29 protein-coding genes are annotated in these 24,865 nt (G+C 65.0%); 19 read left to right on the top strand and 10 right to left on the bottom strand.

The genetic code is table 11. The features are described 5' to 3' along the window. Window positions 1-2 precede the first annotated feature (2 nt). From trbK-alt to BT183_RS03245, 7 genes are all read left to right on the top strand, one after another. The gene (gene trbK-alt / locus BT183_RS03275; protein WP_072338986.1) at window positions 3-290 is read left to right on the top strand and encodes a putative entry exclusion protein TrbK-alt; all 288 of its coding nucleotides are present in this window, start codon (window positions 3-5) and stop codon (window positions 288-290) included. Window positions 291-293: 3 nt separating this feature from the next. Continuing rightward, complete coding sequence (gene trbL, locus BT183_RS03270) at window positions 294-1,649, top strand: P-type conjugative transfer protein TrbL (RefSeq protein WP_072338984.1); 1,356 nt, start codon at window positions 294-296, stop codon at window positions 1,647-1,649. After that, window positions 1,646-2,335, top strand: coding sequence for a conjugal transfer protein TrbF (trbF, locus tag BT183_RS03265; protein ID WP_072338982.1), 690 nt, complete (start codon window positions 1,646-1,648; stop codon window positions 2,333-2,335). Before trbL ends, trbF begins: the two co-directional genes overlap by 4 nt. Next, a complete protein-coding gene (gene trbG, locus BT183_RS03260) occupies window positions 2,332-3,291 on the top strand; it encodes a P-type conjugative transfer protein TrbG (protein ID WP_072338979.1) in 960 nt (319 codons plus the stop codon). The genes trbF and trbG overlap by 4 nt, the downstream gene beginning before the upstream one ends. After that, window positions 3,288-4,433, top strand: coding sequence for a TraB/TrbI/VirB10 family type IV secretion system protein (locus BT183_RS03255; RefSeq protein ID WP_072338977.1), 1,146 nt, complete (start codon window positions 3,288-3,290; stop codon window positions 4,431-4,433). The genes trbG and BT183_RS03255 overlap by 4 nt, the downstream gene beginning before the upstream one ends. Window positions 4,434-4,435: 2 nt before the next feature. Further along, a complete protein-coding gene (locus BT183_RS03250) occupies window positions 4,436-4,651 on the top strand; it encodes a DUF2274 domain-containing protein (RefSeq protein ID WP_072338975.1) in 216 nt (71 codons plus the stop codon). 309 nt (window positions 4,652-4,960) lie between these two features. Continuing rightward, window positions 4,961-5,233, top strand: coding sequence for a helix-turn-helix transcriptional regulator (locus BT183_RS03245; RefSeq protein ID WP_072338973.1), 273 nt, complete (start codon window positions 4,961-4,963; stop codon window positions 5,231-5,233). Here the strand turns inward: BT183_RS03245 and BT183_RS03240 are convergent. The 8 genes from BT183_RS03240 to guaB all read right to left on the bottom strand — a co-directional run bounded on the left by BT183_RS03240 (window position 5,223) and on the right by guaB (window position 13,773). After that, window positions 5,223-6,479: a tyrosine-type recombinase/integrase gene (locus BT183_RS03240; RefSeq protein ID WP_072338972.1), complete on the bottom strand. Its 1,257-nt coding sequence runs from the start codon at window positions 6,477-6,479 to the stop codon at window positions 5,223-5,225. The two genes, BT183_RS03245 and BT183_RS03240, sit on opposite strands and share 11 nt — an antisense overlap. Before the next feature lie 318 nt (window positions 6,480-6,797). After that, window positions 6,798-8,369 (bottom strand): glutamine-hydrolyzing GMP synthase, encoded by a 1,572-nt coding sequence (gene guaA / locus BT183_RS03235; protein ID WP_244545239.1) that lies wholly within the window; start codon window positions 8,367-8,369, stop codon window positions 6,798-6,800. 59 nt (window positions 8,370-8,428) lie between these two features. Beyond that, window positions 8,429-9,127, bottom strand: a complete 699-nt coding sequence (locus BT183_RS03230) for a Crp/Fnr family transcriptional regulator (RefSeq protein ID WP_072338971.1) — start codon at window positions 9,125-9,127, stop codon at window positions 8,429-8,431. A 115-nt stretch (window positions 9,128-9,242) separates the two neighbouring features. After that, window positions 9,243-9,926 (bottom strand): Crp/Fnr family transcriptional regulator, encoded by a 684-nt coding sequence (locus tag BT183_RS03225; RefSeq protein WP_177282371.1) that lies wholly within the window; start codon window positions 9,924-9,926, stop codon window positions 9,243-9,245. 80 nt (window positions 9,927-10,006) lie between these two features. After that, a complete protein-coding gene (locus BT183_RS03220) occupies window positions 10,007-10,498 on the bottom strand; it encodes a TspO/MBR family protein (RefSeq protein WP_084603219.1) in 492 nt (163 codons plus the stop codon). A 31-nt stretch (window positions 10,499-10,529) separates the two neighbouring features. Then, window positions 10,530-11,825, bottom strand: a complete 1,296-nt coding sequence (locus tag BT183_RS03215) for an RsmB/NOP family class I SAM-dependent RNA methyltransferase (protein ID WP_072338967.1) — start codon at window positions 11,823-11,825, stop codon at window positions 10,530-10,532. Next, entirely contained in the window at window positions 11,822-12,265 is a 444-nt protein-coding gene (locus BT183_RS03210; RefSeq protein WP_072338966.1) for an MAPEG family protein, read from the bottom strand. The genes BT183_RS03215 and BT183_RS03210 overlap by 4 nt, the downstream gene beginning before the upstream one ends. 5 nt (window positions 12,266-12,270) lie before the next feature. After that, window positions 12,271-13,773: an IMP dehydrogenase gene (gene guaB / locus BT183_RS03205; RefSeq protein WP_072338964.1), complete on the bottom strand. Its 1,503-nt coding sequence runs from the start codon at window positions 13,771-13,773 to the stop codon at window positions 12,271-12,273. A gap of 236 nt (window positions 13,774-14,009) precedes the next feature. On the opposite strand from guaB, the gene BT183_RS03200 reads away from it, so the two are divergent. Beyond that, entirely contained in the window at window positions 14,010-15,398 is a 1,389-nt protein-coding gene (locus tag BT183_RS03200; RefSeq protein WP_072338962.1) for an MFS transporter, read from the top strand. 78 nt (window positions 15,399-15,476) lie between these two features. Here the strand turns inward: BT183_RS03200 and BT183_RS03195 are convergent, their stop codons facing one another. After that, window positions 15,477-16,226: an RlmE family RNA methyltransferase gene (locus BT183_RS03195; protein ID WP_072338960.1), complete on the bottom strand. Its 750-nt coding sequence runs from the start codon at window positions 16,224-16,226 to the stop codon at window positions 15,477-15,479. After that, entirely contained in the window at window positions 16,226-17,380 is a 1,155-nt protein-coding gene (locus tag BT183_RS03190) for a Ppx/GppA phosphatase family protein (protein ID WP_425290538.1), read from the bottom strand. The genes BT183_RS03195 and BT183_RS03190 overlap by 1 nt, the downstream gene beginning before the upstream one ends. A gap of 406 nt (window positions 17,381-17,786) precedes the next feature. On the opposite strand from BT183_RS03190, the gene BT183_RS03185 reads away from it, so the two are divergent. From BT183_RS03185 to BT183_RS03145, 11 genes are all read left to right on the top strand, one after another. After that, window positions 17,787-18,545 (top strand): hypothetical protein, encoded by a 759-nt coding sequence (locus BT183_RS03185; protein ID WP_072338958.1) that lies wholly within the window; start codon window positions 17,787-17,789, stop codon window positions 18,543-18,545. Continuing rightward, window positions 18,542-20,293 carry a DNA-directed RNA polymerase gene (locus BT183_RS03180; protein ID WP_084603218.1) on the top strand — a complete coding sequence of 584 codons (1,752 nt, stop codon included), beginning with the start codon at window positions 18,542-18,544 and terminating at the stop codon, window positions 20,291-20,293. Before BT183_RS03185 ends, BT183_RS03180 begins: the two co-directional genes overlap by 4 nt. 34 nt (window positions 20,294-20,327) lie before the next feature. Beyond that, window positions 20,328-20,726 carry a M15 family metallopeptidase gene (locus tag BT183_RS03175; RefSeq protein ID WP_072338956.1) on the top strand — a complete coding sequence of 133 codons (399 nt, stop codon included), beginning with the start codon at window positions 20,328-20,330 and terminating at the stop codon, window positions 20,724-20,726. A 74-nt stretch (window positions 20,727-20,800) separates the two neighbouring features. Continuing rightward, on the top strand, window positions 20,801-20,926 hold the full coding sequence (locus BT183_RS21120; protein ID WP_280173904.1) for a hypothetical protein: 126 nt from the start codon (window positions 20,801-20,803) through the stop codon (window positions 20,924-20,926). Window positions 20,927-20,940: 14 nt separating this feature from the next. Further along, window positions 20,941-21,096 (top strand): hypothetical protein, encoded by a 156-nt coding sequence (locus tag BT183_RS20665; protein WP_177282369.1) that lies wholly within the window; start codon window positions 20,941-20,943, stop codon window positions 21,094-21,096. A 5-nt stretch (window positions 21,097-21,101) separates the two neighbouring features. Continuing rightward, a complete protein-coding gene (locus tag BT183_RS03170; RefSeq protein WP_072338954.1) occupies window positions 21,102-21,734 on the top strand; it encodes an ssDNA-binding protein in 633 nt (210 codons plus the stop codon). Beyond that, window positions 21,685-22,191 carry a RusA family crossover junction endodeoxyribonuclease gene (locus tag BT183_RS03165; RefSeq protein WP_084603217.1) on the top strand — a complete coding sequence of 169 codons (507 nt, stop codon included), beginning with the start codon at window positions 21,685-21,687 and terminating at the stop codon, window positions 22,189-22,191. Before BT183_RS03170 ends, BT183_RS03165 begins: the two co-directional genes overlap by 50 nt. Next, the gene (locus BT183_RS03160) at window positions 22,175-22,435 is read left to right on the top strand and encodes a helix-turn-helix domain-containing protein (RefSeq protein WP_177282367.1); all 261 of its coding nucleotides are present in this window, start codon (window positions 22,175-22,177) and stop codon (window positions 22,433-22,435) included. Before BT183_RS03165 ends, BT183_RS03160 begins: the two co-directional genes overlap by 17 nt. Window positions 22,436-22,716: 281 nt before the next feature. Then, window positions 22,717-22,914, top strand: coding sequence for a hypothetical protein (locus BT183_RS03155; protein ID WP_072338948.1), 198 nt, complete (start codon window positions 22,717-22,719; stop codon window positions 22,912-22,914). After that, the gene (locus BT183_RS03150) at window positions 22,911-24,536 is read left to right on the top strand and encodes a DnaB-like helicase C-terminal domain-containing protein (protein WP_072338946.1); all 1,626 of its coding nucleotides are present in this window, start codon (window positions 22,911-22,913) and stop codon (window positions 24,534-24,536) included. The genes BT183_RS03155 and BT183_RS03150 overlap by 4 nt, the downstream gene beginning before the upstream one ends. Then, the gene (locus tag BT183_RS03145; RefSeq protein ID WP_072338944.1) at window positions 24,520-24,843 is read left to right on the top strand and encodes a GIY-YIG nuclease family protein; all 324 of its coding nucleotides are present in this window, start codon (window positions 24,520-24,522) and stop codon (window positions 24,841-24,843) included. The genes BT183_RS03150 and BT183_RS03145 overlap by 17 nt, the downstream gene beginning before the upstream one ends. Window positions 24,844-24,865 lie beyond the last annotated feature (22 nt).

Below are 24,865 nucleotides of genomic sequence, written 5' to 3'. Positions count from 1 at the left end.
CCATGGACGGCAAGATGCTGGCCCGCCTCGGCGCTATTGTGTTCGTCGCCGTCGCCGTCATGGCGACGATGATCGAGCTGACCCGCAAAGAGGACGCGCCGGCATCTTCGCCGGTGCGCATTCTCCAACCTACTTCCGATCCGCTGCGCGAAGGCCAGCGCCGCTGCCAGCAGCTCGGCCAGAAGGCCGCGGATGACCCTGAATGCTTGCGCGTCTGGGCGGAGACCCGCAACCGCTTCCTTGGGCGCACGCCGGCTCCGGCATCGCCCGCGCAAATCGAAAGGCGGTGATGCATGGGCGGCAGCGGAGTCATCGACACATTTCTCGGCACCTTCACCCGTTACATCGACAGCGGATTCGGGCTGCTCGGCGGCGAGGTCACTTTTATCGCTACCACGCTCATCGTCATCGATGTCACGCTGGCTGCGCTGGTCTGGTCCTGGGGCGCCGATGACGACATCATCGCACGCCTCGTCAAGAAGACGCTGTTCGTCGGGGCCTTTGCCTACCTGATTTCCAACTGGAACAACCTCGCGAAGATCGTCTTCGACAGCTTCGCCGGGCTTGGCCTCAAAGCGTCGGGCACCGGCTTCTCGACCGCCGACCTGATGCGCCCCGGCACGGTCGCGCAGACCGGCCTCGATGCCGCCCGGCCGCTGCTCGAATCCATTTCCGATCTGATGGGCTGGGTCGCATTCTTTGAAAACTTCATCCAGATCGCGTGCCTGCTCTTCGCCTGGGCGCTGGTCATCCTCGCCTTCTTCATTCTGGCCATCCAGCTCTTCGTCACCTTAATCGAATTCAAGCTGACAACGCTCGCCGGCTTCGTCCTTATTCCGTTCGGTCTCTTCGGCAAGACCGCGTTCATGGCCGAGCGCGTCCTTGGCAACGTCATCTCCAGCGGCATCAAGGTTCTCGTGCTCGCCGTCATCATCGGCATCGGCTCGACCCTGTTCAGCCAGTTCACCCAAGGCTTCGGCGGACAGACACCGAGCATCGACGACGCCATGGCTGTCGTGCTCGCCGCCCTGTCTCTCCTTGGCCTCGGCATCTTCGGTCCCGGTATCGCTTCCGGCCTGGTCAGCGGCGGTCCGCAGCTTGGCGCGGGGGCTGCCGTTGGCACGGGTCTCGCCGCCGCCGGCGCGACCATGGCCGTGGGCGGCGGCGCGATGCTCGCTGCGCGCGGTGGAGCCGCCATGCTGTCAGGTGGAGCCGCAGCCGTGCGCGGCGGTGCGACAGCCGCCGGTGAGGCATCCGCGGCCTTCAGCCTTGGTTCGCTTGGCCAGTCCGGTGCGGCGGGTGCCGCATCCGGTCTTGGCGGCGTCGGACGCTCGGCAGGCTCCGGCGCCATGTCGCCGCGGCGCCGCGCCTCGGCCAGCGTCAAGTCCAGCTTCTCCGATGGCGTGAAAAGCGGCTTCAGCGTCACGGGCGGCTCTTCGACCATGGGGACATTCGGCGGTTCGGCCGATGCCGCAGCCGACGCCGCTTCCGCCACCCATACCGCCAAGGGCCAGCCCGATTGGGCGAAGCGAATGCAGCGCTCTCAGCGCCTTTCGCACGGCGTCCAGACCACGACCCACGCCGTCCGCTCCGGCGACAGCCACGGCTCCGGCTCTTCCGTCAACCTCTCTGAAAGTGAACGCTCATGAACCTGTTTCGACGACCCGCCACGCATTACTGCAAAACCCCGCAACCCGAGACGCCCTATCAGAAAGCCGCGCAGGTCTGGGATGAGCGCATCGGATCAGCCCGTGTACAGGCTAAGAACTGGCGATACATGGCCTTCGGCTCGCTGGTTCTCTCTGGCGGTTTTGCCGCCGCGCTCGTCTGGCAGTCGGTGCAAGGGACCGTTGTTCCCTGGGTGGTGCAGGTCGACAAGCTCGGCCAGGCCCAGACCGTCGCGCCGGCGACTGCCGACTATCGGCCGACCGATCCGCAGATCGCATGGCATCTCGCCCGCTTCATCGAACAGGTCCGCTCGATCCCGGCCGATCCCATCATTGTGCGCCAGAACTGGCTTCGCGCCTATGAGTGGACGACCGACCGCAGTGCGGGCGCGCTCAACGACTACGCCCGCACCAACGACCCGTTCACCAAGGTCGGCAAGCAGCAGATCGCGGTGGACGTTTCCAGCGTCATTCGCGCTTCGCCGGACAGCTTCCGTGTCGCCTGGACGGAGCGGCACTTCGAGAACGGCCAGCTCTCCGGCACGGAGCGCTGGACCGCGATCCTCACTATCGGCCTCCAGCCACCCCGAGACGCCGATAGGCTAAAAGCCAATCCGCTCGGCATCTATGTCAACGCCATCAACTGGTCGCGGGAGATGGGCCAATGAACCGGAGTATTCGCACATCTGCCGTTCCCGCGCTGTTGTTATCGGCGACCATGCTCGCCGGCTGCGCCTCCACCAAGCCGCCGCAGATCAGCTACGACAATAGCGTCCCGCCGCTTCCGGCCATTCCCGCAGCCGTGACGGACGAGCGGCTGAAACCGCTGCATGTGCCTCCAGCCTGGACGGTCGCACGCCGCGGTCAGGCCGCCAGCACGGCGACCGGCCGTGTCGAGAATGCCAACGCCGCAGCGCGTGTGCAGCCGCGCCGCGAAGGCTACTTCAACGCCATTCAGGTCTATCCGTGGTCGGAAGGCGCGCTCTATCAGGTCTATGCCGCGCCCGGCCAAATCACCAATATCGCGCTCGAACCCGGCGAAAGCCTGACCGGCGCGGGACCGATCGCTGCCGGCGATACCGCCCGCTGGATGATCGGCGACACGGAATCCGGCTCCGGCGTCGCCCGCCGTGTCCATGTGCTGGTAAAACCGACGCGCGCCGACATCACAACCAATCTCGTCATCACCACCGACCGGCGCACCTACATGGTCGAGCTGCGTTCCGGCGAGAAGCCCTACATGCCGGCCGTGTCCTGGTCTTATCCGCAGCCGGCAGGCGGCGGGCGGCAGGCCGTTCCGGCAACGCCGGTCATTCCGGCCATGGCCGCGCGCAATTATCGCTATGGCCTGACCGGCTCCAGCAATCCGCCATGGAAGCCCGTCGCCGTCTATGACGATGGCCGCCGTGTGTATGTCGAATTCCCGCGCGGCATCGTGCAGGGCGAAATGCCGCCGATCGTCGTTATCGGCCCCGAGGGTGAAGCCCAGATCGCCAATACCCGCGTCTATCAACACATCCTGATCGTCGATCGCCTGTTCGGCGCGGCCGAGCTGCGCCTTGGTAGCGGCGACCGCCAGCAGACCGTCAGAATCGTCCGCACCGACGGGAGGCCGCAGTCATGAGCGATACCGAAACCAGCGCCACCCCCATGCGCCTGCGCGCCGAAGCGCCCCGGGTCACCCGCCTATCGCGCAAGATACTCGCCGGCGTTGCCGCCGTCGCCATGGTCGGCATCGGCGGGGCGCTCATCTATGCGCTCCAGACACGCGGGCCGGGCGATGGCGGGGAAGAACTCTATTCCACCGCCAACCGGCAGACCGCCGACGGTCTCGCCGGGCTACCACGCGACTATATTGGTCCGATCCTCGGCCCGGCCCTGCCGGGCGATCTCGGCGGCCCCATCTTGTCCGCCCAGAACGCCGGTCAGCCCGTCGTGCCGCCTGTCGTTCCGACGCCGGGCGTCGACGAGGCCGAGCAACACCGCCGCGCCGAGGAGGAAGCCGCGCGCCTCAGCACCGTCTTCTTCCAGTCGCGGCAGGGCTCGACGGCCGCCGCGATGCCGGGAGCCACGCCCGGCCTTGCGGGGTTTGACCCCGGCAGCGCCGCCACAGGGCAACCGAGCGCCCAGGACCGGCAACTTGCTTTCCTCAATGCGGCGGTCGATCGGCGCACCGTGACGCCGGATCGCGTCACGCCGCCGGCATCGCCCTTCGTCCTGCAAGCCGGAGCCGTCATCTCAGCCGCGCTCATCACCGGTATCCGTTCCGATCTTCCCGGCCAGATCACCGCGCAGGTCACGGAGAACATCTATGACAGCCCAACAGGCAGCACCCTGCTCGTGCCGCAGGGAACGCGGCTCATCGGCCAGTATGACAACAGCGTCCAGTTCGGGCAGCGCCGCGTGCTGCTCGTCTGGAACCGCCTCATTATGCCGAATGGCCGCTCTTTCGTTCTCGAGCGCCAGCCGGGCGCCGACACGCAAGGCTATGCCGGACTGGAGGATGGCGTCGATTATAACTGGTGGGATCTCGCCAAGGCTGCCGCGCTCTCGACGCTGCTCGGCGTCGGCGCGGAACTCGCCACCGACGATAACGACCGCCTGATCCGCGCCATCCGCGACGGCGCGCAGGACACCATCAATCAGGCCGGTCAGCAGATCGTCCAGCGTCAGTTGCAGGTCCCGCCGACGCTGACCATCCGGCCCGGCTTCCCGGTCCGTGTCATCGTCACCAAGGATTTGGTACTCGAACCCTATAGGAGCTGACCATGACCAAGCTGAAGCTCGGCCCCATCGCCGACGACAAACCCATGAAGATCGCGCTGGAGCTGCCCGCCGCGCTCCATCGCGACCTCACCGACTACGGCCGCCTCCTCGCCGAAGGCGGTGCGCCCATCGAACCCGCCAAGCTCATCGTGCCGATGCTCGAACGCTTCATCTCGTCCGATCGAGGGTTCGCCAAGGCCCGGCGCACCACGGGCTGACTGCCATGCCGGCGGGGGGTCGTACCGGCGACGCCGTTGCGCTCCCATCGGGCGGATTCCGCTCTCACCAGAATAATCGCCGCACGATCTGCGGTGATTAGCGCCCCCTAATCACTGCATATCGTGCGAACCCGGTTGGTTGGGGTGCCGTGCGCGAGCGAACGCGAATGCGGCACGCTACCGTCGGCCGGTCCTTCGCCATGGTTCGTCAGACGCCGGGAATGCAGCCAAGTCGCTGACCCGGCCACATTAAAGGAGGTCTGGCATGAATACATGGAATGGCAGGATCGCAGACGGTGGGGCTGGACGATGAGCCAGACACCGGCGCCTCTCAACAAACGCACCATCCGCAGGCACCAGCTTCGAGAGATCGTTCCCCTGGCCGACACGACCATCTACGAGATGGAGCAGCGCGGCGAGTTTCCGCAGCGCTTCTACCTGACCTCTCGAACCGTCGTGTGGGACCTCGGCGAAGTCGAGGCCTGGCTTGAAGAACGCCGCCGAGCCTCCAAGGCGAAGACGGCCAAGCGTGCGCCGGCGCCCAACGTTACGCTCAGGAAGACCCGTCCGGTCAAAGGCTAGGCTCCGGGGCTAGGAGGTCCATGGAAGCCGGATAGAGCGTCGGGGTGTACTTCTGGCCACCGACCCATGCGTCGATCAAATTGCCCCATTCCTGCATCATGTGGCGGCGCTGGTGCTCATACTCGGCCTTGTTATAGACGCCGCGCGAAGAGCGCCCGTCCTCGTGCGCCAGGCATTTCTCGATCCAGTCGCTGTTGAAGCCCAGCTCGTTGAGCAGCGTCGAGCCCGTGCGGCGAAGGTCATGCACGGTGAACGGTTCCAGCGGCAGGCCCGCCTTCTTGGCTTGCACGACGACCGCCGTGGTGACGCGGTTGAAGGTCGCGCGCGACATCGGCGCATCCGCGTCGTAGCGCGAGGGCAGCAGGTAGCGCGAATTGCCAGCACAGGTCTTGAGCGCGACAAGGATGTCGAGCGACTGTTCGCACAGATAGACGTTGTGCGGCTTGGAACGCTTCATCCGCTCCTTCGGGATCGACCACACCGCATTCTCGAAGTCGACCTCATCCCACACCGCGTCCTGCAACTCGCTCTTGCGGACCATCGTGAGCAGGATCAGCTTCAGACCGAGCCGGATTGTCGGCAGCGTCGCCACATGCTCTAGCTGGCCGAGCATCACCCGAATTTCGGCGGGCGAGAGCGAGCGATCCTTGGGAACGAACGTCGCGATCGAGGCCGGCCCGACCTCTTCGGCGGGGTTCGGCACCTTCTCGCCGTGCAGCTTCGCGAAAGCGAAGACTAGCTTCACAATGTCACGCACATGGACGGCCGTGGCAGGCGCTCCCCGCTTCTTCACCTTGTCGCACATAGCCCGGAGATCCTCGGGCGTGATCTCCGTCAGCAGGCGGTTGCGGAACGTCGGCAGAATGTCACGCTCGTAGATCGAGCGCCGCATCGCGCGGGTGCTCTCCGCCATCCGGTGCTCTTGCAGCCAGCGTTCGCCAAACTCGCCAAAGCTCTTTGCTTCCCTGATGCGGCGCTTCTCCCGCTGCTTCTCTTGGGCGGGCGACCGCCCTTCCTGAATTGAGCGCTGCGCGTCGATCAGCTTCTCCCGCGCACGGGCCAGAGAGAGGCCCGCCGGCCCGTATCTGCCGAGGGTCAAGGTCTCGCGTCGACCGTGCATACGGTAGTCATAGCGGAACACGACGGCGCCCGACGGGTTTACGACGACATACATACCGTCACGGTCGGAGACCTTGTATAATTTATCCTTTGGTTTCAGTGCCTTGATTGCCGCATCGGTAAGCATCGGCCCCTCCTAGATCGTTCAAAAGTCGCCAGAGAGCCGCTAAAAATACCGTCAGGCCAAAATCGACCAATCCTGACGGTGAATTATCCTTTATTCTCAATGGAATAAGGTCAAAAAAATACCGTCACAAGCTCTCTAAGCCATGACGGTATATGAAAATCTGCGATGTCACAAGACGCCCCATACCGTCAACTCCGCCGTCGATCTCGAGGCTTGCCCAGCGATTGACGGCGAAAGACGGCGAAGAGAAAATTGTTGATTTTCAGTGTGTTACGGAGGGAGGCCGGCGGTTATCGGCGGCGTTTGGGTGGGCGCGAATTATTCCCACTCGATAGTGCCGGGGGGTTTGCTGGTGACGTCGTAGACGACGCGGTTGATGCCGCGGACTTCGTTGATGATGCGGGTGGCGGCGCGGCCGAGGAAGTTCATGTCGTAGGGGAAGAAATCAGCCGTCATGCCGTCGACCGAAGTCACGGCGCGAAGGGCGCAGACGAACTCGTAGGTCCGGCCATCGCCCATGACGCCCACGGTCTGCACCGGCAGGAGCACGGCGAAGGCCTGCCAGATCTTGTCGTAAAGCCCGGCCTTGCGGATCTCGTCGAGATAGATGGCGTCGGCCTTGCGCAGGATGTCGAGCTTTTCTCGCGTGACGCCACCCGGCAGGCGGATGGCGAGGCCGGGGCCCGGGAAGGGGTGACGGCCGACGAAACGATCGGGCAGGCCGAGTTCACGGCCAAGTGCCCGAACCTCGTCCTTGAACAACTCGCGCAGCGGTTCGACAAGCTGCATGTTCATGCGCTCGGGCAGGCCGCCGACATTGTGGTGGCTCTTGATGGTGACCGAGGGACCGCCCGAAAAACTGACGCTCTCGATGACGTCGGGATAGAGCGTGCCCTGGGCGAGGAACTGGGCCCCGCCGATCCTCGCCGCCTCCTCCTCGAACACCTCGATGAAGAGGCGGCCGATGGTCTTGCGCTTGGTTTCGGGGTCCGCCTCGCCCTCGAGCGCGCCGATGAACTTGTCGGCCGCGTTCACGTGGACAAGCGGGATATTGTAGTGGTCGCGGAACATCGAGACCACTTCATCGGCCTCGTTCAGCCGCATGAGGCCATGATCGACGAAGACGCAGGTCAGCTGGTCGCCGATAGCCTCGTGGATCAGGATGGCAGCAACCGAGGAATCGACGCCCCCGGAAAGGGCGCAAAGCACCCTGCCCGACCCCACCTGCGCGCGGATTTTCTCGACGGCACGCTGGCGATAGGCCGACATCGTCCAGTCCGCCTCGAGCCCGACGATGTTGCGCACGAAATTGGCGAGCAGCCTGCCACCATCGGGGGTATGCACCACCTCGGGGTGGAACATGGTGGTGTAGTAGCGCTTGTCCTCGTTGACCGCGATGGCGAAGGGCGCGTTCTCGGAGGTACCGACGACCTTGAAGCCCTCGGGCAACTCGGTCACGCGATCGCCATGGCTCATCCACACCGGATAACGCTGGCCCACCTCCCACACGCCCTCATAAAGGCGGCTGGGCTCGTGGATGGTGACGTCGGCACGGCCGAATTCGCGATTATGTCCGCCCTCGACCCGGCCGCCGAGCTGGTGCGCAAGCGTCTGCTGCCCGTAGCAGATGGCGAGGATGGGCACGCCCGAGGCGAAGACGGCCTGCGGCGCGCGCGGACTGCCCTCATCGAGCACCGATGCAGGCCCGCCCGAAAACACGACGCCTTTCGGCTTCATCGCGGCAAAGGCGGCATCGGCGTTCTGGAACGGATGGATCTCGCAATAGACCCCGGTTTCGCGCAGACGGCGCGCGATCAGTTGGGTTACCTGCGAACCGAAATCGATGATGAGGATGGAGTCTGCGGGCATGCTGGCGGTGCTCTCGATCATGGCGTGGCTTTACGCGCGCAGCCGCCATTCCGCAAGCGCCCGATGGCCGTGAACCTGCCTCAGCCGGGCATGGCACCCATGGCATTGCTGCGGGTCAGCTTGCCGGCAAGATTGCGGTTGAGTGCCGTTTCGAGCGTACGACGCAGGGCCGCGTCGCGGGCGATGGCGGTGTGCAGGCGCTGCTGGTTGAAGCGGATGACGCGGGTGGGCTTGACCACCGTGGCCGTGGCGGTTGCCTCGCGCCCGGAGAGGAAGCTCAGCTCGCCGATCCAGTCGCCCGGCCCGCAGATGGCGAGCAGCTTGCCATCGGCCTCCACCTTGACGATGCCCTCGGCGATATAGGTGAGATCGGCCACGGCCTGCCCCTGCCGCGTCATCTCCATATCCGGGTCGAGCGCAGTGACTGTGCCGAGCGCGAGGAAGCGCCTGATCGAGGAGCGATCGATGCCGCGGGGCATCTGCTCGGCGAAATGCTTTTCCTCGGCGTCGAAGCGGTGGCGGTATTGGTAGTACCAGATCAGTATGAGCTGGATGATGTTGACGATCGTGAAGATCGCCTCCCAGAACACGCTGACGGGATCGACGAGGAAGAATGCGCGATAGATGACCTTGCAGCTACCCGACACAACGGCGAGCACCCGAAGCCAGACCATGCTGCGCATCAGCATCGAGATGATCAGCAAGGCATAGGTGAAATGGCCGAACAGCGTGACCGGATTGGAGAGCCCGCGCAAAAGCTCCGGCAGTGAAAAATCCATGGCCCGTCCCGCAAGATGCGCAATGGCATCGCCTGTTCGCCGCGCGGGTCTAGCTGATCCGCCGCAGGGCCCTCTCCTCCAGTTTGACGACAGTTTTGTTACAAGGATCTTGGCGTCAGCCGGACTTTGCGAGCTTGCCCACGAGATTGCGGTTGAGCCCCGATTCCACTGCCTGGCGCAGCTCCTCGTCGTTGCGCATGGCGTGGCGGAGGGACGATTGCGGGAAGCTCAGGATGCGGCCGGGCCGCGCGGTGCGCACGGTGGCATTGGCGGGCTTGCCAGAAACAAAGCTCATTTCGCCGAGGAAATCGCCCGGCCCGCAAACCGCCACGATGCGCTCCCCGCGCTCGATCTGCGCCACGCCTTCGGCCACGAACACGAGATTGGCGACCGGCCGGCCCTCCTCGATCAGCACCGTATCGCCCTCGACATTGCGCCACTCGCCGAGCCGCAGCAGGCGGCGCACGGTGCGCCGCGAGACCGATGGATCGAGGTTTGAGATGAGCATCTTCTCCTCTTCGGAGAAGCGGGCACGCTTGGCGTAGTACCACAGCACCATCAATTGCCCGACATTGATGCCGACCAGCGCCGTCTCCCAGAAGGCGACGATGAAATCCTGGTCAACGAAAGAACGGTTGAAGATGCGGATGACGCCGGCGGTGATGGCAAAGGCCCTGAGCCAACTCATGTCGCGCATCAGCATCGACACGACGAGCAGCATATAGGGGATGTGGGTCAGGGCCTTGCCGGGATCGAAAAGCTCGCCGAGAAACGCGTCTAGGGTCAGCGGGGACGTCACCAGGGGCCTCGAATGCATTACGCGCCAGCCCGAGGAGGATCGGGCAGGCGCGCAAGCATCTCAAGTCAAAATGACGGACTTCAGTTCAAAATCGCAATGGAAAGATTGAGCAGAGTGGCGAAGCTCACCCATGCAGCATAGGGCACGAACAGTGCAGCGGCCAATCGATCACGGTTCCAGCGGTCGGCGATAAAGAGCAGGATCGTGGCGAGCATCACGATGATTATGGCAAGGGCGACCCAGACCTGCTGCAGGTTGAACCAGACCGGGGACCAGGCCCAGTTGAGCAGCATCTGCGCGATCCAGAGACCTTTGACCCAGTCGCCGCCAACCACCGCGAAGGTGCGCCAGCCGGCTATGGCGATCAGCACGTAAAGGGTGAACCAGACCGGCCCGAAAATCCAGTTGGGCGGATTGAAGGGCGGCTTGGTCAGCGATTCATACCAAGGGCCGGGGATGGACTGCGTGCCGATCAGCCCGCCGACACCGACGACGAGCAGGATGAAAAATCCCAGCACGAGCCAGGAGCGGGGATTGTTCAGCGATGCCGAGGGCGAGGTGGGCTGGGTCATGACCCATTAACGCCCGACCCTGGCGCCAGGTTCACTGAGCCCGTTCGAATCTCGCGATGTAGAACCCGTCGGTGCCGGTGGTCGCGGGGGTGAGCAGGATGCCGCCCTCAGCGGTGAACCGGGCCCGCGCACCGCTGCCGCCAAACGCCTTGTGCCAGAGGCCATGCCCCGGCACGACGCGGAACTCAGGGTGGCGCGCGAGAAAGGCCTGCGCCTGGGCGCCGTTCTCGTCTGGCAGGACCGAACAGGTGATATAGGCAAGACTGCCGCCCGGCTTCACGAAGCGCGCGGCATCATCGAGGATCTGCTGCTGCTCGGCGACCCGCAGGGCCAGTTGCTCCGGCGTCAGCTTCCACTTGGCGTGCGGCTGGCGCCGCCAGGTGCCCGAGCCAGTGCAGGGCGCATCGACGACGACGCGATCCATGCGGCCCACCAGATCATCGAGCGCAGTCTCGGCCGGCGGGCGGACCTGCACATTGCGCACGCCGGCGCGCTTCAGGCGATCGTAGATCGGGGCGAGGCGGGTGCGGTCGCTGTCATGGGCGAAGATCTGGCCCTTGTTGCCCATGAGCGCAGCCAGAGCGAGGGTCTTGCCGCCGGCGCCGGCGCAGAGATCGAGCACCTGCTCGCCGGGCTGGACGCCGCAGAGGAGCGAAACGACCTGGCTGCCCTGATCCTGCACCTCCACCCAGCCCTTGAGCCAGGCTTCATCGGTCAGCACATTGGGCGTGCGGGCATCGCGCGGGCCGGCGGCGAGGCGCAGACCCCAGGGGCTCGTCGGACCTTCCTGGGGCGAAAAGCGCGACAGCGCCTTCATCACCCGAGCCCGGTCGGACTTGAGCAGATTGGCGCGCAGGTCGAGCGGCGGGCGGCCGGTGAGCCCCTGCCCTTCGACGATCCAGTCGTGCCCAAGGCTGATCTCGAGGAGGGCCGCGATCCAGTCCGGCAGGTCGGCAACGACAGCGGCGGGGGCACCGGCCAGAGGATCTGTGGCAGAAAGGCGCGCAACCTCATCGGGGCTCAAGGCCGCCGGCGCATGCGGATCATCCGCGAAAAGCGTGGCGAGGCTCTCCGGGCTTTCGCCCCATTCGCGCACGACGACCGAAAGGACCAGCGCACGGGCGGCCTCGGACTGCATCGCCCAGCCATGGCTGCGCTTGCGGCGGAGGCCGTCATAAACAAGGTTGCCGATGGCCGCGCGATCGCCCGCGCCGGCAAAGCGATTGGCCAGCCCCCACGCCTTCAGCGCCTCGGCGACGGGACGGCGATGGCTCTCGATATCCTCGAGCACGGCGATGGCGGCGGCCATACGGCCCGGCAGTCTCATGCGGATACTCCAGAGGCAAGAAGCATCACCCAGCGGATGATGAGCCAGAGCCACAGGGCCCAAAGCAGCCCGAGCCCTATGCAATAGGCCCAGAAGCGGCGGAAGATGTGGTTGCTGGTGATGTGGATGGCCGCATGCCCATAACGCGAGACGACGAACGCCCAGCCCAGAACGACCTCAAGGAGCCCTGGCCCCATCGCCAACGCGATGAAGACGGCCACCGCGTAAAGCACTGGCAGCTGGAACTGGTTGTCGAAGGCGTTCGACACCTTCTTTTCATCTTCGGGCCAGCTGGTGCGCGAGAGCGCGATGTCGCGGACTTTGACCTTGCCCGAGAACACCAGCGGCAGGCGGATGGCGCCGAGGCGCAGCACCAGGCCTAGGGGCAGGAGCCCCAGGACCAGGAGCGAGGCGATCAGCCAGAGCGCGTTACCCGTCATGAAAGTTACTTTCCGACGCGGTAATTGGGGCTTTCGCGCGTGATCGAGACGTCATGCACATGGCTTTCGCTCAAGGCCGCGCCGGAGATCTTCACGAACACCGCCTTGTCGCGGAATTCGCGCAGCGTGTGAGCGCCGGTATAGCCCATGGCCGCGCGCAGGCCGCCCGCAAGCTGGTGCAGCACATGGTTGGCGGCGCCCTTGTAGGGCACCTGCCCCTCGATGCCTTCGGGCACGAGCTTGAGCGTGTCGTTGACTTCCTGCTGGAAATAGCGATCCGCCGAGCCGCGGGCCATGGCGCCGACCGAGCCCATGCCGCGATAGGATTTGTAGGAGCGGCCCTGGTAGAGATAGACCTCGCCCGGGCTTTCGTCGGTGCCAGCAAGGAGCGAACCGATCATGGCGCAGGAGGCGCCGCCCGCGAGCGCCTTGGCCAAGTCGCCCGAGAACTTGATGCCGCCATCGGCGATGACCGGAATGCCCTGACGATCAGCCTCTTCGGCGCAGGACATGACGGCTGCCAGCTGCGGCACGCCGACGCCCGCAACGATGCGGGTGGTGCAGATCGAGCCCGGCCCGATGCCGACCTTGACGCAATCGGCGCCCATGTCGATGAGCGCGCGGGTCGCTGCCGCCGTCGCGACGTTGCCGGCGACGATGCGGGTCGAATTGCTCTCGCGCTTGACGCGCTCGACGGCCCGCAGCACGCCCTCGGAATGGCCATGGGCCGTATCGATGACGAGGAGATCGACACCGGCATCGATCAGCGCCAGCGAGCGCTCGAAGCCGGCATCGCCGACACCCGTGGCAGCCGCGACGCGCAACCGGCCCTGCGCGTCCTTGACGGCATGGGGATTGAGCTGGGCCTTCTCGATATCCTTGACCGTGATGAGCCCGACACAGCGGCCTTCATCGTCCACGACCAGCAGCTTTTCGATGCGGTTGGTGTGGAGGAGGCGCTTGGCGTCATCCTTGCTCACCCCGTCGCGCACGGTGATGAGGTTCTCATGGGTCATGAGCTCGGAAACGGGCTGGCGCGGATTGGATGCGAAACGCACGTCGCGATTGGTGAGGATGCCGACGAGACGCCCCAGATTCCGGCCGCCGCGCCCGCCATTTTCCACCACCGGAATGCCGGAGATGCGGTTGGCTTCCATGAGGTTGAGCGCATCGGCAAGGGTGGCGTCGGGGCCGATGGTGATGGGGTTGACCACCATGCCGCTCTCGAAGCTCTTGACCGCGCGGACATTCTCGGCCTGGACGCCGATATCAAGGTTCTTGTGGATCACACCCATGCCGCCGGCCTGCGCCATGGCGATGGCCATGGTGCTCTCGGTGACGGTATCCATCGCCGAGGACAGGATCGGGATGTTGAGCGAAATGTCCTTGGTCACCCTGGTGCTGATGTCGACCTGGCTGGGCAGCACATCGGAATGCGCCGGCTGCAGCAGCACGTCGTCAAAGGTCAGGGCGCTCTCGCCGGTGATGGATGAAATGATCTTCGCCAAGGGATGGCCCCTTCCCGCTGCAGGATGCGACAAAAGCTGGAAGCCCGGGCCGGCGACTCGCGCCGCGTTCCGGGTTGGCGAGGGTCATTAGCACCGGTCCCCGGCTTTGCCTAGAGCGCGGCGCGAATGACCCTCATGCCACCTCATCACAAAGGCTAGTGGCTTGCGGCATGACTGGGACCAAGGGTTGGTCTAGAATTTCCCACCCGCTGACTCGACCAGGCCCGCTTACGCAGTTGAACCGCATCACCCCGCTCATCCTGGCCGTCGCCCTGTTCATGGAGAACATGGATTCGACGGTCATCGCCACGTCGCTGCCGGCGATCGCGGCCGATATCGGTACCGATCCCATCGCGCTGAAGCTGGCCTTCACCGCCTATTTCGTCGCACTGGCGATCTTCATTCCGGTGAGCGGCTGGATCGCCGACCGGTTCGGCGCCAACACTGTCTTCCGCATGGCGATCGGCATCTTCGTGGTCGGATCGCTCTGCTGCGCGGCCTCCTATTCGCTCGAAACCTTCGTCGCCTCGCGCTTCCTGCAAGGCTTCGGCGCCTCGATGATGACGCCTATCGCACGGCTAGTGCTAGTGCGGGTGACGCCGCGCAGCGAACTGGTGGGCGCCATGGCCTGGCTCACCCTGCCCGGCCTGATAGGGCCGATGGTCGGCCCGCCGCTGGGCGGGTTCATCACCACCATCTTCACATGGCACTGGATCTTCCTGATCAATGTGCCCATCGGCCTCATCGGCATCGTGCTGGCCTCGAAATTCTTGCCCAAGATCGAGAAGCGCGAGCCCCGGCCGCTCGACAAGAGCGGCTTCCTGCTCTGCGCCATCTGGTTTTCAGGGCTGATCTTCGGGCTCTCGGTGATCAGCCTGCCGGCCCTGCCCCCCATCGCGGGCATCGGATCAGCGGTCATCGGGCTGCTCGCGGGCGCGGCCTATCTGGTCTCGAGCCGCAGGAAGAGCGCGCCGTTGCTCGATTTCCGCCTGTTGCGCAAACGGCTCTACCGCGTGTCGGTGCTCTCGGGCGCGATCTTTCGCACCGGGCTCGGCGCCCTGCCCTTCCTGCTGCCGCTGATGCTGCAACTGGGTTTCGGGATGACGCCGCTCGAATCCGGTCTCATCACCTTTGCCAGCGCCGTGGGCGCGATGTTCTCAAAAGTGGTGGCGGAGCGGCTCTTCGCAGCCGTCGGCTTCAAATGGGTGCTGACCTTTGCCATCGCGATTGCCAGCCTCACCATGGTCGCCAACGCCTTTTTCGGGCCGGAAACACCGGCGCCGCTCATCATGGGCTGCCTGCTGATCGGGGGCGTGATGCGCTCGATCTTCTTTTCGGGCAACAACGCCATGGGCTATGCCGGGGTCGCCGACAATGAAGTGGGCCAGGCCACGGCGATCACCGCCGTGACCCAGCAGATCAGCATCGCGCTCGGTGTGGCGATCGCCGGCGGCGTGCTCGAATTGAGCGCCAACATCACCGGCGGACCGGTGGGCCTCGACGATTTCCATGTCGCATGGGTGGCCGTATCGGCGCTTTCCGCCATTGCGATGGTCTTTTACTTCGGCCTGCCGCGGGATGCCGGCAGCGACATCTCGGGGCAGAAACGCCGGCAGCGCGGCTAGAGCTTTTCACCGGTTTCCTGAAACGGCGCGAAGCTCCAGTCTTGTCCGGCCGCGTCCGGACGCCGGGCCGGCGCCCGCTCAGTCTTCGGCCGTGTCGCCATCAGGGTCGACGGGGCCAGCCGGCTTGAAGCCGCGCGCCACCAGATAGGTCTCCGCCGATTCCTTGCGCGAGGCCTTGGGCTTGGCGTGCAGTGTCGTCGCGAAATGGCGCTTCAGCAGCGACAGCAGCTCATGCTCTGTGCCACCCTGGAACACCTTGGCGATGAAGGTGCCGCCCGGGTTGAGCACGTCGATGGCAAAATGGGCCGCGAGTTCCACGAGATTGACGATGCGCAGATGGTCGGTGGCGCGATGGCCGGTGGTGGGCGCCGCCATGTCCGACATCACGAGATCGGCCTTGTAGCCGCCCATCGCGTCGATCAGCACCTGCGGCGCATCGTCGTCGGTGAAATCCTTCTTGAGCAGGATGACGCCGGGGATCGGGTCCATGTCGAGATAATCGATGCCCACGACCAGGGGGTGTTCGTCCGTCGAGCCGGTGACATTGGCCGCGATCTGCGACCAGCCGCCCGGCGCGGCGCCCAGATCGACCACCCGCATGCCCTTGCGCAGCAGGCGATAGCGCTCATCGAGCTCGGTCAGCTTGTAGGTGGCGCGCGAGCGATAGCCCTCGGACCGCGCCTTGGCCACGTAAGGATCGTTGAGCTGGCGTTGCAGCCACAGCGTCGACCCGATCTTTCGGCCCTTGGCCGTCTTGACGCGGACCTTCAGGTCCTTTTCAGAAATGCGGCCACCGCCCAGCGTGCCGCCTGCCTTGCCCTTGGCCATCAGCGTTTCCCCATCTGGCCGCCGGCCCGCATGGACCGATCCGCATCCATGAGCGAGATCAGAATGCCCTCGCGCAAGCCACGATCGGCAACGCGCACCCGGTCGGTCGGCCATTCGCGGCGGATCGCCTCGAAGATCGCGCATCCGGGCAAAACGAGATCGGCGCGGTCGCGCCCGATGCACGGGTGGCTGACGCGCCGCTCGAACGACATGCCCAGAAGCGCCTTCATCGTATCGTCCACCTGCTGGCGCGTCATCCACAGGCCATCGACCTTCTGACGCTCGTAGCGTTCGAGCCCCAGATGCAGCCCGGCAAGCGTCGTGACGGTGCCCGACGTGCCGATGAGGTGCACGGGATGCTCGGCGATCATCTGGCGCAGCCGCTCGCGGCCACGGAACTGGCTGAGGAAGCTCGCGACATACGCGACCATCGCCTCGAAGGTCTCGCTGCTGACTTCGACGCCGCCGAATTTCTCGGCGATCGACACCACGCCGACCGGCAGCGATTGCCAGGAACGGATCGAGGATGCCGTCTTGCCCTGCCGGCGCGGGCGGCCGCCGCGAAAATCGAGCCAGGCCAGTTCCGACGACCCGCCACCGATGTCGAACATCAGCGCGCCCGCACTGTCCTTCTCGATGAGATCGGCACAGCCAGTGACGGCGAGCTCGGCCTCGGTCCGGCGGTCGACGATTTCGAGCGCCAGCCCGAGCTCGGTCTCGACGCGGGCGATGAACTCGGCCCCATTCGCGGCGGCGCGGCAGGCCTCGGTGGCGATGAGGCGCATGCGCGTCGGCTCATGCTCGCGCAGCTTGTTGCGGCAGAGCCTCAGGGCCTCGAGGGTGCGCGTCATCGCTGCATCGGAGAGCCGGCCGGTGCTCGAAAGCCCCTCGCCCAGGCGGACGATTCGGGTGAAGCCATCGAGCACGCGGAAGGTGTTTTCGTGAGGCCGGGCAATGAGCAACCGGCAATTGTTCGTGCCCAGGTCGAGCGCGGCATAGAGCGGGCCGCGTGGCCTTCGCGAGGGCCCGGTTTGTGTCCGCCTGTCCGCCCCGGCCGAAGGGCCGCGCGCAGGCGGCTGCCTGTCGCGTTGGCGGAGCCGCGACCCGCCGGTGGGCGGATCGTCGACTGCGGACCGATCGAGATCGGTCACCATCAAACTCCTGTCCCGCTCGGTCGCAACAGCCGGCTGATGCCGGCGGCGCCCGATCGCGGGGTTACGTTTCGTGTCACGAAAGACGTTAGTGCAAGGTGCCGCCCGGCGCAATGCGCATCCCCAACGGACTGCCCTACGTTGACGCGCCGGCTGGATGCGCGGGGCTCGGCGCGACACGGCCTCGAGCAAAGCTCGCGACGCCATCATCGCGTTAAGAAAAATGACGGATCGGAAAGAATTGGTATGCCGGGAGGGGATCGAACCCTCGACCATCCGATTAAAAGAGTGATCACCATTCGGAATACCTGTTCCCCCGTAATGGCTTAACCCCTTGGGGTTCCTTGTCTATTTGCGAAGGTAGAAGCGTAACTCTCTGACGCATAACACCTTTTTACCAGAGGCGCTTTTGGCACAATTTTGGCACACCCCAGACCTGCACGACATCGAGCTGCAGAAGCATTGGGAACTCGACGGAGTGGAGCGCGGGGTCCGCAAGGTCCGCGACGAACTCGACAGTCAGCGAGTCGCTGACAGTGAACTCGGCTCGCAGCTACAGCAGCGGGCAGTACCCCTCCTGATCCAGCGGATCAAGGCGGCACAGAAGGAGGCCGCCGATGGGCTTGCCGCCGGAGAGCGGGGACGTCCAGCTCCGTGGTGGTTCCTCATCCTGACGTTCAAGGCCGAGACGCTCGCCGTCATCACCGTCAAGAAGTGCATGTCGTTCATGCCTCGAGACTTTACGTTCAACCCGGCGCTGACGGGGCTGGCCTCCGACATCAACGCCTCTCTCCGCGACCAGATCGACTTCGAGGAGTGGCGTGGGACGGACAAGGAGACCGTCGACCGGTTCTTCAAGAACTACGACATGAACGCCCGCAACCTCAAGCGGCTCCGCGAGAAGATGGGCCGCAAGCGCGAGGAGCGCTGGACCCGTGACGACGGCATCAGCTTCGGCGTCCGGCTCCTCATGCTGCTCTCAGAGGCGGTGCCCGAATGGTTCCAAATCGAGGACGCTCGCCTCCGTGGAGGGCGCTTCGAGAAGCAGTTCGTGTTCACCGAGGCGGCGAAGGAGGCGCTGTTCCGCATCGGGCAGCAGTGTGAACTGTCCCGCCCCTCGCTGCTCCCCACGATCATCCCTCCGGCAGACTGGAAGGTGGCGGCATGAGCCTATCCCCTCCCGCTTTCATCAGCCATCCCACCATCCTCAAGAGTGCGCAGAACTTGACCCAGTCCCAGTCGAAGTACGAAGGCGGCTACTACCTCCTGAACACGGACCTCGTCCGCACCGGGCTGCACACCCACACCCGGGCGCTCGAAGCGCCGGTGTCGGATTGCACCCTCCACGCCCTCAACGCCATCCAGCGGACGCCCTGGAAGATCAACGGCTGGCTGCTCGACGTGATGACCGAGGCGTACCGGTCCGGCTCCAAGCTGGGCGGGCTACCCTACGCTGACACCGTCGACCTCCCCAAGAAGTCGACCGAGGAGTGGGAGGCGATGACCGAGGAGGAGCGGAACAAGTGGAAGTTCCACCTGTCCTCGATCCACGGCCACAACGCCCGCATGGAGAGCCGTCGCAAGGCGCTGCTCACCCAGATCGACATCGCCGAGACCATGCGAAATCAGCCCGCGATCTGGTTCCCGCACTTCCTCGACTTCCGCACCCGGTTCTACCCGATGCCGCAGGGTCTCCACCCGCAGTGTGACGACTTCGGCAAGGCACTCCTTGAGTTCGCCGAGGGCGTGGAGCTGGGCAAGCGCGGGCTGTTCTGGCTCTGCATCCGCGCAGCCAACTGCTTCGGCGAGGACAAGATGTCTCTGGCCGCTCGCGTGAAGTGGGTCGAGGAGCATCGCGTCCAGATCATCGACAGCGCAGTCGACCCTTTAGACGGGGGCCGATTCTGGGCCGAGGCTGACGAGCCGTGGGGCTTCCTCGCTACCTGCCGGGAGCTGCACGAGGCGTGGTCATTGGTGGACCCGACCACATACGTGTCCCACCAGCCCGTCCCGCAGGACGGGTCGTGCAACGGGCTGCAGCACCTGTCGGCGATGGGTCGTGATCCCATCGGCGCCCGTGCCACCAACGTCGCGGCGAACAAGGTGCGGCAGGACATCTACACACAGGTGGCCACCGTCGTTGAGCGGCTGGTGTCGGAAGACGCCGTCGCGGGGGTCGCCCTGGCGCACGAGTGGATCGGCAAGATCACGCGCAAGGTGGTCAAGCGGGCCGTGATGACCACGCCCTACGGCGTCACCGAGCGCGGCATTGCCGAGCAGCTGATGAACGACGGTCACACCGAGGGCATGGACAAGAAGGGACAGGCTGCAACCTACCTCAAGGACAAGATCGTGGCGGCTCTCGACGAGACCATCACGTCTGCCAAGGGGGTCATGGCGTGGCTGCAGGCCACCGCGATGGCTCTCGCCGAGGCGGAGAAGCCGTTCGACTTTACCACGCCCACCGGCAACAAGGTCCGACAGTCCTATTACACCCTCAACCGGCTGCGCCTGAACACCATCGCGGGCAAGCTGGTCCTCTGGGAGGAGGACAGGACGGGCGGGCTGCAGGGTCGCAAGCAGATGCTGGCGGCGGCACCCAACCTGATCCACTCGTTCGACGCGGCGCACCTGACCATGACGGTCAACGCCATGGCCGAGCGTCTGGGTCCAAACGTCTCGTTCGCCATGATCCACGACAGCTTCGGCGTCCACGCGGCGCGGGTCGATGACCTGTCGCGGTGCCTCCGCGAGCAGTTCGTGGTCATGTATCAGCAGGACTGGCTGGAAATCCTGCAGGCGGAGTTCAACGCGCAGGCCGAGGGGCTGGCCGAGGTTCCGCACTACTCGGAGTTCATCGTACCCGGCGACTTCGACGTCTCCGAGTGCCTGGACTCCGAGTTCTTCTTTGCCTGACGACAAGCATAACTCTATAACTGAAAGGCCACGCATGTTCGTGTTCTCCAAGCGCTCCGAGGGCAACCTCGCGGGCGTCCATCCCGATCTGGTGCGGGTTATCCGCCGCGCCCTGACACTCTCGACGGTCGACTTCACCGTGATCGAGGGGGTTCGCACTCTGGCCCGGCAGAAGCAGCTCAAGGCCTCGGGCGCCAGCACCACGCTGAACAGCCGGCACATTCCGGCTGCCAACGGCTACGCCCATGCCGTCGACATTGCCCCATTCGTTGGGGAAATCCGCTGGGACTGGCCGCTCTACCACTTGCTCGCCCGCGCCGTGAAAGAGGCGGCCAAGCTGGAAGGCGTCCCCATCGAGTGGGGCGGTGACTGGAAGTCCTTCAAGGACGGCCCGCACTGGCAGCTCCCGTGGGCGCAGTACCCCGGCAAATGACCTGACGGCGAGGGGTCCGCATTTAGTGGACCCTCTTGCCCTGACAAGCGCAACACCCTGACGGAGCAACACGCATGTGGTCGGACCTGACCAACGACGAACTGATCGACGCCGCCCAGTTTCACCGGCGCCGCCACGAGCCGCTGCCGCTCGACCTCCAGGTCGAACTGATGACGCGCGGCCTGTCCCCCTCTCGCTGAAAGGAACCATCCACATGCTCGGCATTCGCATCCGCATGGGCGCTGCCCACTACGACCTGACCACTCCCGAGGGCGTCGTGTTCGACATGGCCCGCCTCGACCGCAGCGAACGGCGCAAGCTCACGCGCCTCGTTCGCGACATCTATTCCAAGCACATCGAAGGGAACTGAGCCGCATGGCTGAGACCAAGACGAAGCAGCCGAAGGTCAAGCTCGTGACCCCGGTTGGCATTGCCGCCTACGCCTACCACCACAAGCCCGACACCAAGGGCCAGTACGCCGACAACAAGTTCAAGGGTCAGCTGGTCCTCGACGGCGACACGGACATGTCCGACCACGAGAAGAAGGTGCGCGACTTCGCGGCCGAGGTGTTCCCCAACGACGACCTGTCCGATCTTCATCTTCCGTGGAAGGAGTATGAGGGCGACAAGGAGGAGTTCGAGGGAAAGATCATCCTCAAGGCCTCGACCAAGCACAAGCCCACGGTCGTCGACACGAAGCGGCAGGCCCTGAGGAAGGGTATCGAAGCCCGCTCGGGTGACGAGGTGCGCTACGTGACCACCCTCTACGCCTACAAGAAAACCGAGAAGGTGAAAGAGGGGAAGAAGATCATCGACGTCATCATGTTCGGCGTGAGCCTGCAGTTGACGGTCGTACAGCTGGTCAAGAAGAACGCGGGCGGCGGTGCCAACCTCGACGCGCTCGACGACATCGACGGCTTCGACATCAACGACGTCGAGGACTTCGACGGCGGTGCAGATGCCGGCGACGATGGTGACACCGGCGACGATAACGGTGGCGACTTCTAATCTCGCCCTAGCGGCGGTCGAACAACTCAAGGGGCTCGCTCGCGCGGGCCTCTTTTCGCTTTGGATCGGCGGCAAGCCGGTCCCGGCAGGGCGTCCCCGTGTCACAAGATGGGGAACGTACTACCCGAAATCCTACACGACTTGGATCAAGTCGGCGCAGCCGGCCATCGAGGCGATGCCCACAGTCCCACTCAAGGGGAACGTGGCGCTCGTCGTCGAGGTCAACTGCCCGGCCCCCAAAAAGACCGACCACACGGCCCCGATGGGCGACGTGGACAACTTCGCGAAGGGTCCGATGGACCTGATCACGAAGCTCGGGAAGTCGTGGCTGGATGACAGGCAGATCGTGTCCCTGACCGTGGTCAAACGCTGGGTAGGCAAGGGCGAGGAGCCCGGCTTCCGGCTCTGGTGGTGTGAGGTGAATGAGAACGATGAGGGACTTGATCCAATTGATTAACGTGCAGGACAAACTCCGCCCGCAGCTGCGTCAAATCCTGACCCACTGCAAGATGGTCGGGTACATCACCCCGCGCTCGGCCATCGACGACTACGGCATCATGTCGTTGGCCCGGCGCATCAACGACCTCGAGGCACTCGGCTACGAGGTCCAGCGCCAGAACCGCAAGCATCCGGCGACGGGTCAGCGGTACACGCGCTACTTCGTCTCCCCGGAGCCGAAGGCGCTCTCCGCTGCTTCCTGATCGCAAGCCCGACTTCTGGGTCGTCCTAGGTGCCCGACGTGGTGCCGATGTGGTCGACCCAGCCACCGGGCTGCTCTGGCATTTCGCCTCCCGATGGGAGGCGCAACAACACGCCTCTCCGGGTCTCACCGTCCACAACGCGTGGTTCAAGCCGGACGGCAACATCGTCATTTCCACATTCGGAGGAAACTCTTGACCCCTCTCGCTTGGCTCATGCTGGCGTGTGCCACCACACTCGTCACGTTCATCACCGTCCTCGGCCCCAACATGGTCGTGCTGCTTTGATCTACCGGATCAAGAACACGCTCCTGCGGCGCCTCGCCCTCGCCTTCGCCCTGATCCCCGCAGCGCTTACCCTGTTCGTCCTGATGCTCATCGCCTCCTCCGCCGAGGCCGGCCGGGCGTTCGCGGAGGAGTGGAAGGACAACGACGCTCCCTCGTTCTTCGACGCTGTCCGCGAGTGCTGGAAGGCCCGTTGAGCGAGGTCGTCGAGACCGGCCTTCCCTGCCCAGCCCCAACCTGCGGATCGTCCGACGCCTTCGCGCGATACGACGACGGGCATGGCTACTGCTTCTCCTGCAAGCACTATGAAACGGCGGAGGGCGAGGCCCCTTCGTCCGCCCCCAAGCAACCCAAGGACAAGTCGCTCGTCCCCTTCGGACACTACCAGGCCATTCCGGCCCGGAGCCTGAACGAGGCGACGTGCGAGAAGTTCGGCTACTTCATCGCCGAGGATGATCGAGGCCAGAAGGTCCAGGTCGCGCCCTACCGCAACAAGGCGGGGCAGATCGTGGGCCAGAAGGTCCGGTCCGCCGGCAAGAAGTTCCGCACCACCGGTGACTTCAAGGATGCAACCCTGTTCGGCCAGCACCTCTGGCGGGACGGGGGCAAACGCATTCTTGTCGTCGAAGGCGAGATCGACGCCATGTCGGCGTACCAGATGCTCGGCAACTGGCCGGTCGTCTCGATCCCGAACGGTGCTCAGTCCGCTGCCAAGGCGGTCAAGGCGAGCCTCGAGTTCCTCGAGAGCTACGACGTGGTGATCTTTGGCTTCGACATGGACGAGCCGGGCCGGGAAGCGGTCGACGAGTGCGTCCGCCTCCTGACCCCCGGCAAGGCTCACGTCATGGAGCTGCCGGTCAAGGACGCCAACGAAATGTTGGTCGACGGCCGGATCAAGGAGTTCGTGTCGGCCTTCTGGGAGGCGCGGCTCTATCGGCCTGACGGCATCGTCAACGGCCTCGACCTGTGGGACCAGCTGACGACCGAGATCGAACTCGGCCGTCCGTACCCATGGGCCAGCCTCAACGACGTCACCTATGGTGAGCGGTTCGGCGAACTCGTGACCTGGACCTCCGGGTCCGGCATGGGCAAGTCCACCGCCGTCGCCGAGATCGGCTATGCCCGCCTGCTCGAAGGGCAGAACGTGGGCTATGTCGCGCTCGAGGAGAACGTCCGCCGATCCGCCCAGCGGATGGTCGGGCTCCACCTCAACAAGCCGATCCACCTCCCCGGCAACGAGGTGTCCAAGGACGAGCTGCGCCGCGCCTATGAGGAAACTCTGGGCACCGGACGGTTCTTCACCTTCGACCACTTCGGGTCCATCCAGTCCGAGAGCATCCTGTCCAAGCTGCGGTTCCTCGCGGTCGGGTGCGGATGCCGGACGATCATCCTCGACCACCTCTCGATCATCGTGTCGGGCATGGAGGACAACGACGATGAGCGCAAGACCATCGACCGGCTGATGACGAACCTGCGGTCCCTCGTCGAGGAGACCGGAGTGTCGATGCACCTCGTCTCGCACCTGCGCCGCCCCTCGGGCGACAAGGGGCATGAACAGGGCGCCGAGATCAGCCTTGCCCACCTGCGGGGCAGCCACTCCATCGTCCAGCTGTCCGACATCGTGATCGGCCTGGAGCGCAACCAGCAGTCCGAGGAGGACGAGGTGCGCGACGTGGCGAACTTCCGCGTCCTCAAGAACCGCTACTCGGGCATCACCGGGCTGGCGGGCAGTGTTCGATACGACCGGGTGACCGGCCGTCTCGTCCCTTATGTGCCGGAGGAACTGGCACTCGACGACGACCTTGGGTCAGACTTCTGATCCGTCTGGCTACGTCTACGTCATCACCCATCCCCACTTCCCCGGATGGGTCAAGGTAGGCCAGACCAACGATCCCCGCCGCAGGCTGAGCAGCTACAACACCGGTGACCCCGACAGGGGCTACCACCTGTATGTCGCTGCTCCCACGCTTGGGCGCCGCCATGCTGAATGGCTCGCGCACAAGACCCTGCGGCGGCTGGGCTACGCCAAAAAAGGGGAATGGTTCGACGCTCCGCCTGCCAAGGCCGAGAGCGTGGTCCGACGCGCGGCGGCTCAGGCAGACGAGGAGTTCGATCCTCGCTCCTGACGCCCGCCGTAGCGCGGCTTCA

This window comes from Devosia enhydra (assembly GCF_900119845.1).
Taxonomy (GTDB): domain Bacteria; phylum Pseudomonadota; class Alphaproteobacteria; order Rhizobiales; family Devosiaceae; genus FPKU01.
The sequence above is the reverse complement of the archived record's forward strand: the minus strand, read 5'-3'. Positions and strand labels throughout refer to the sequence as shown.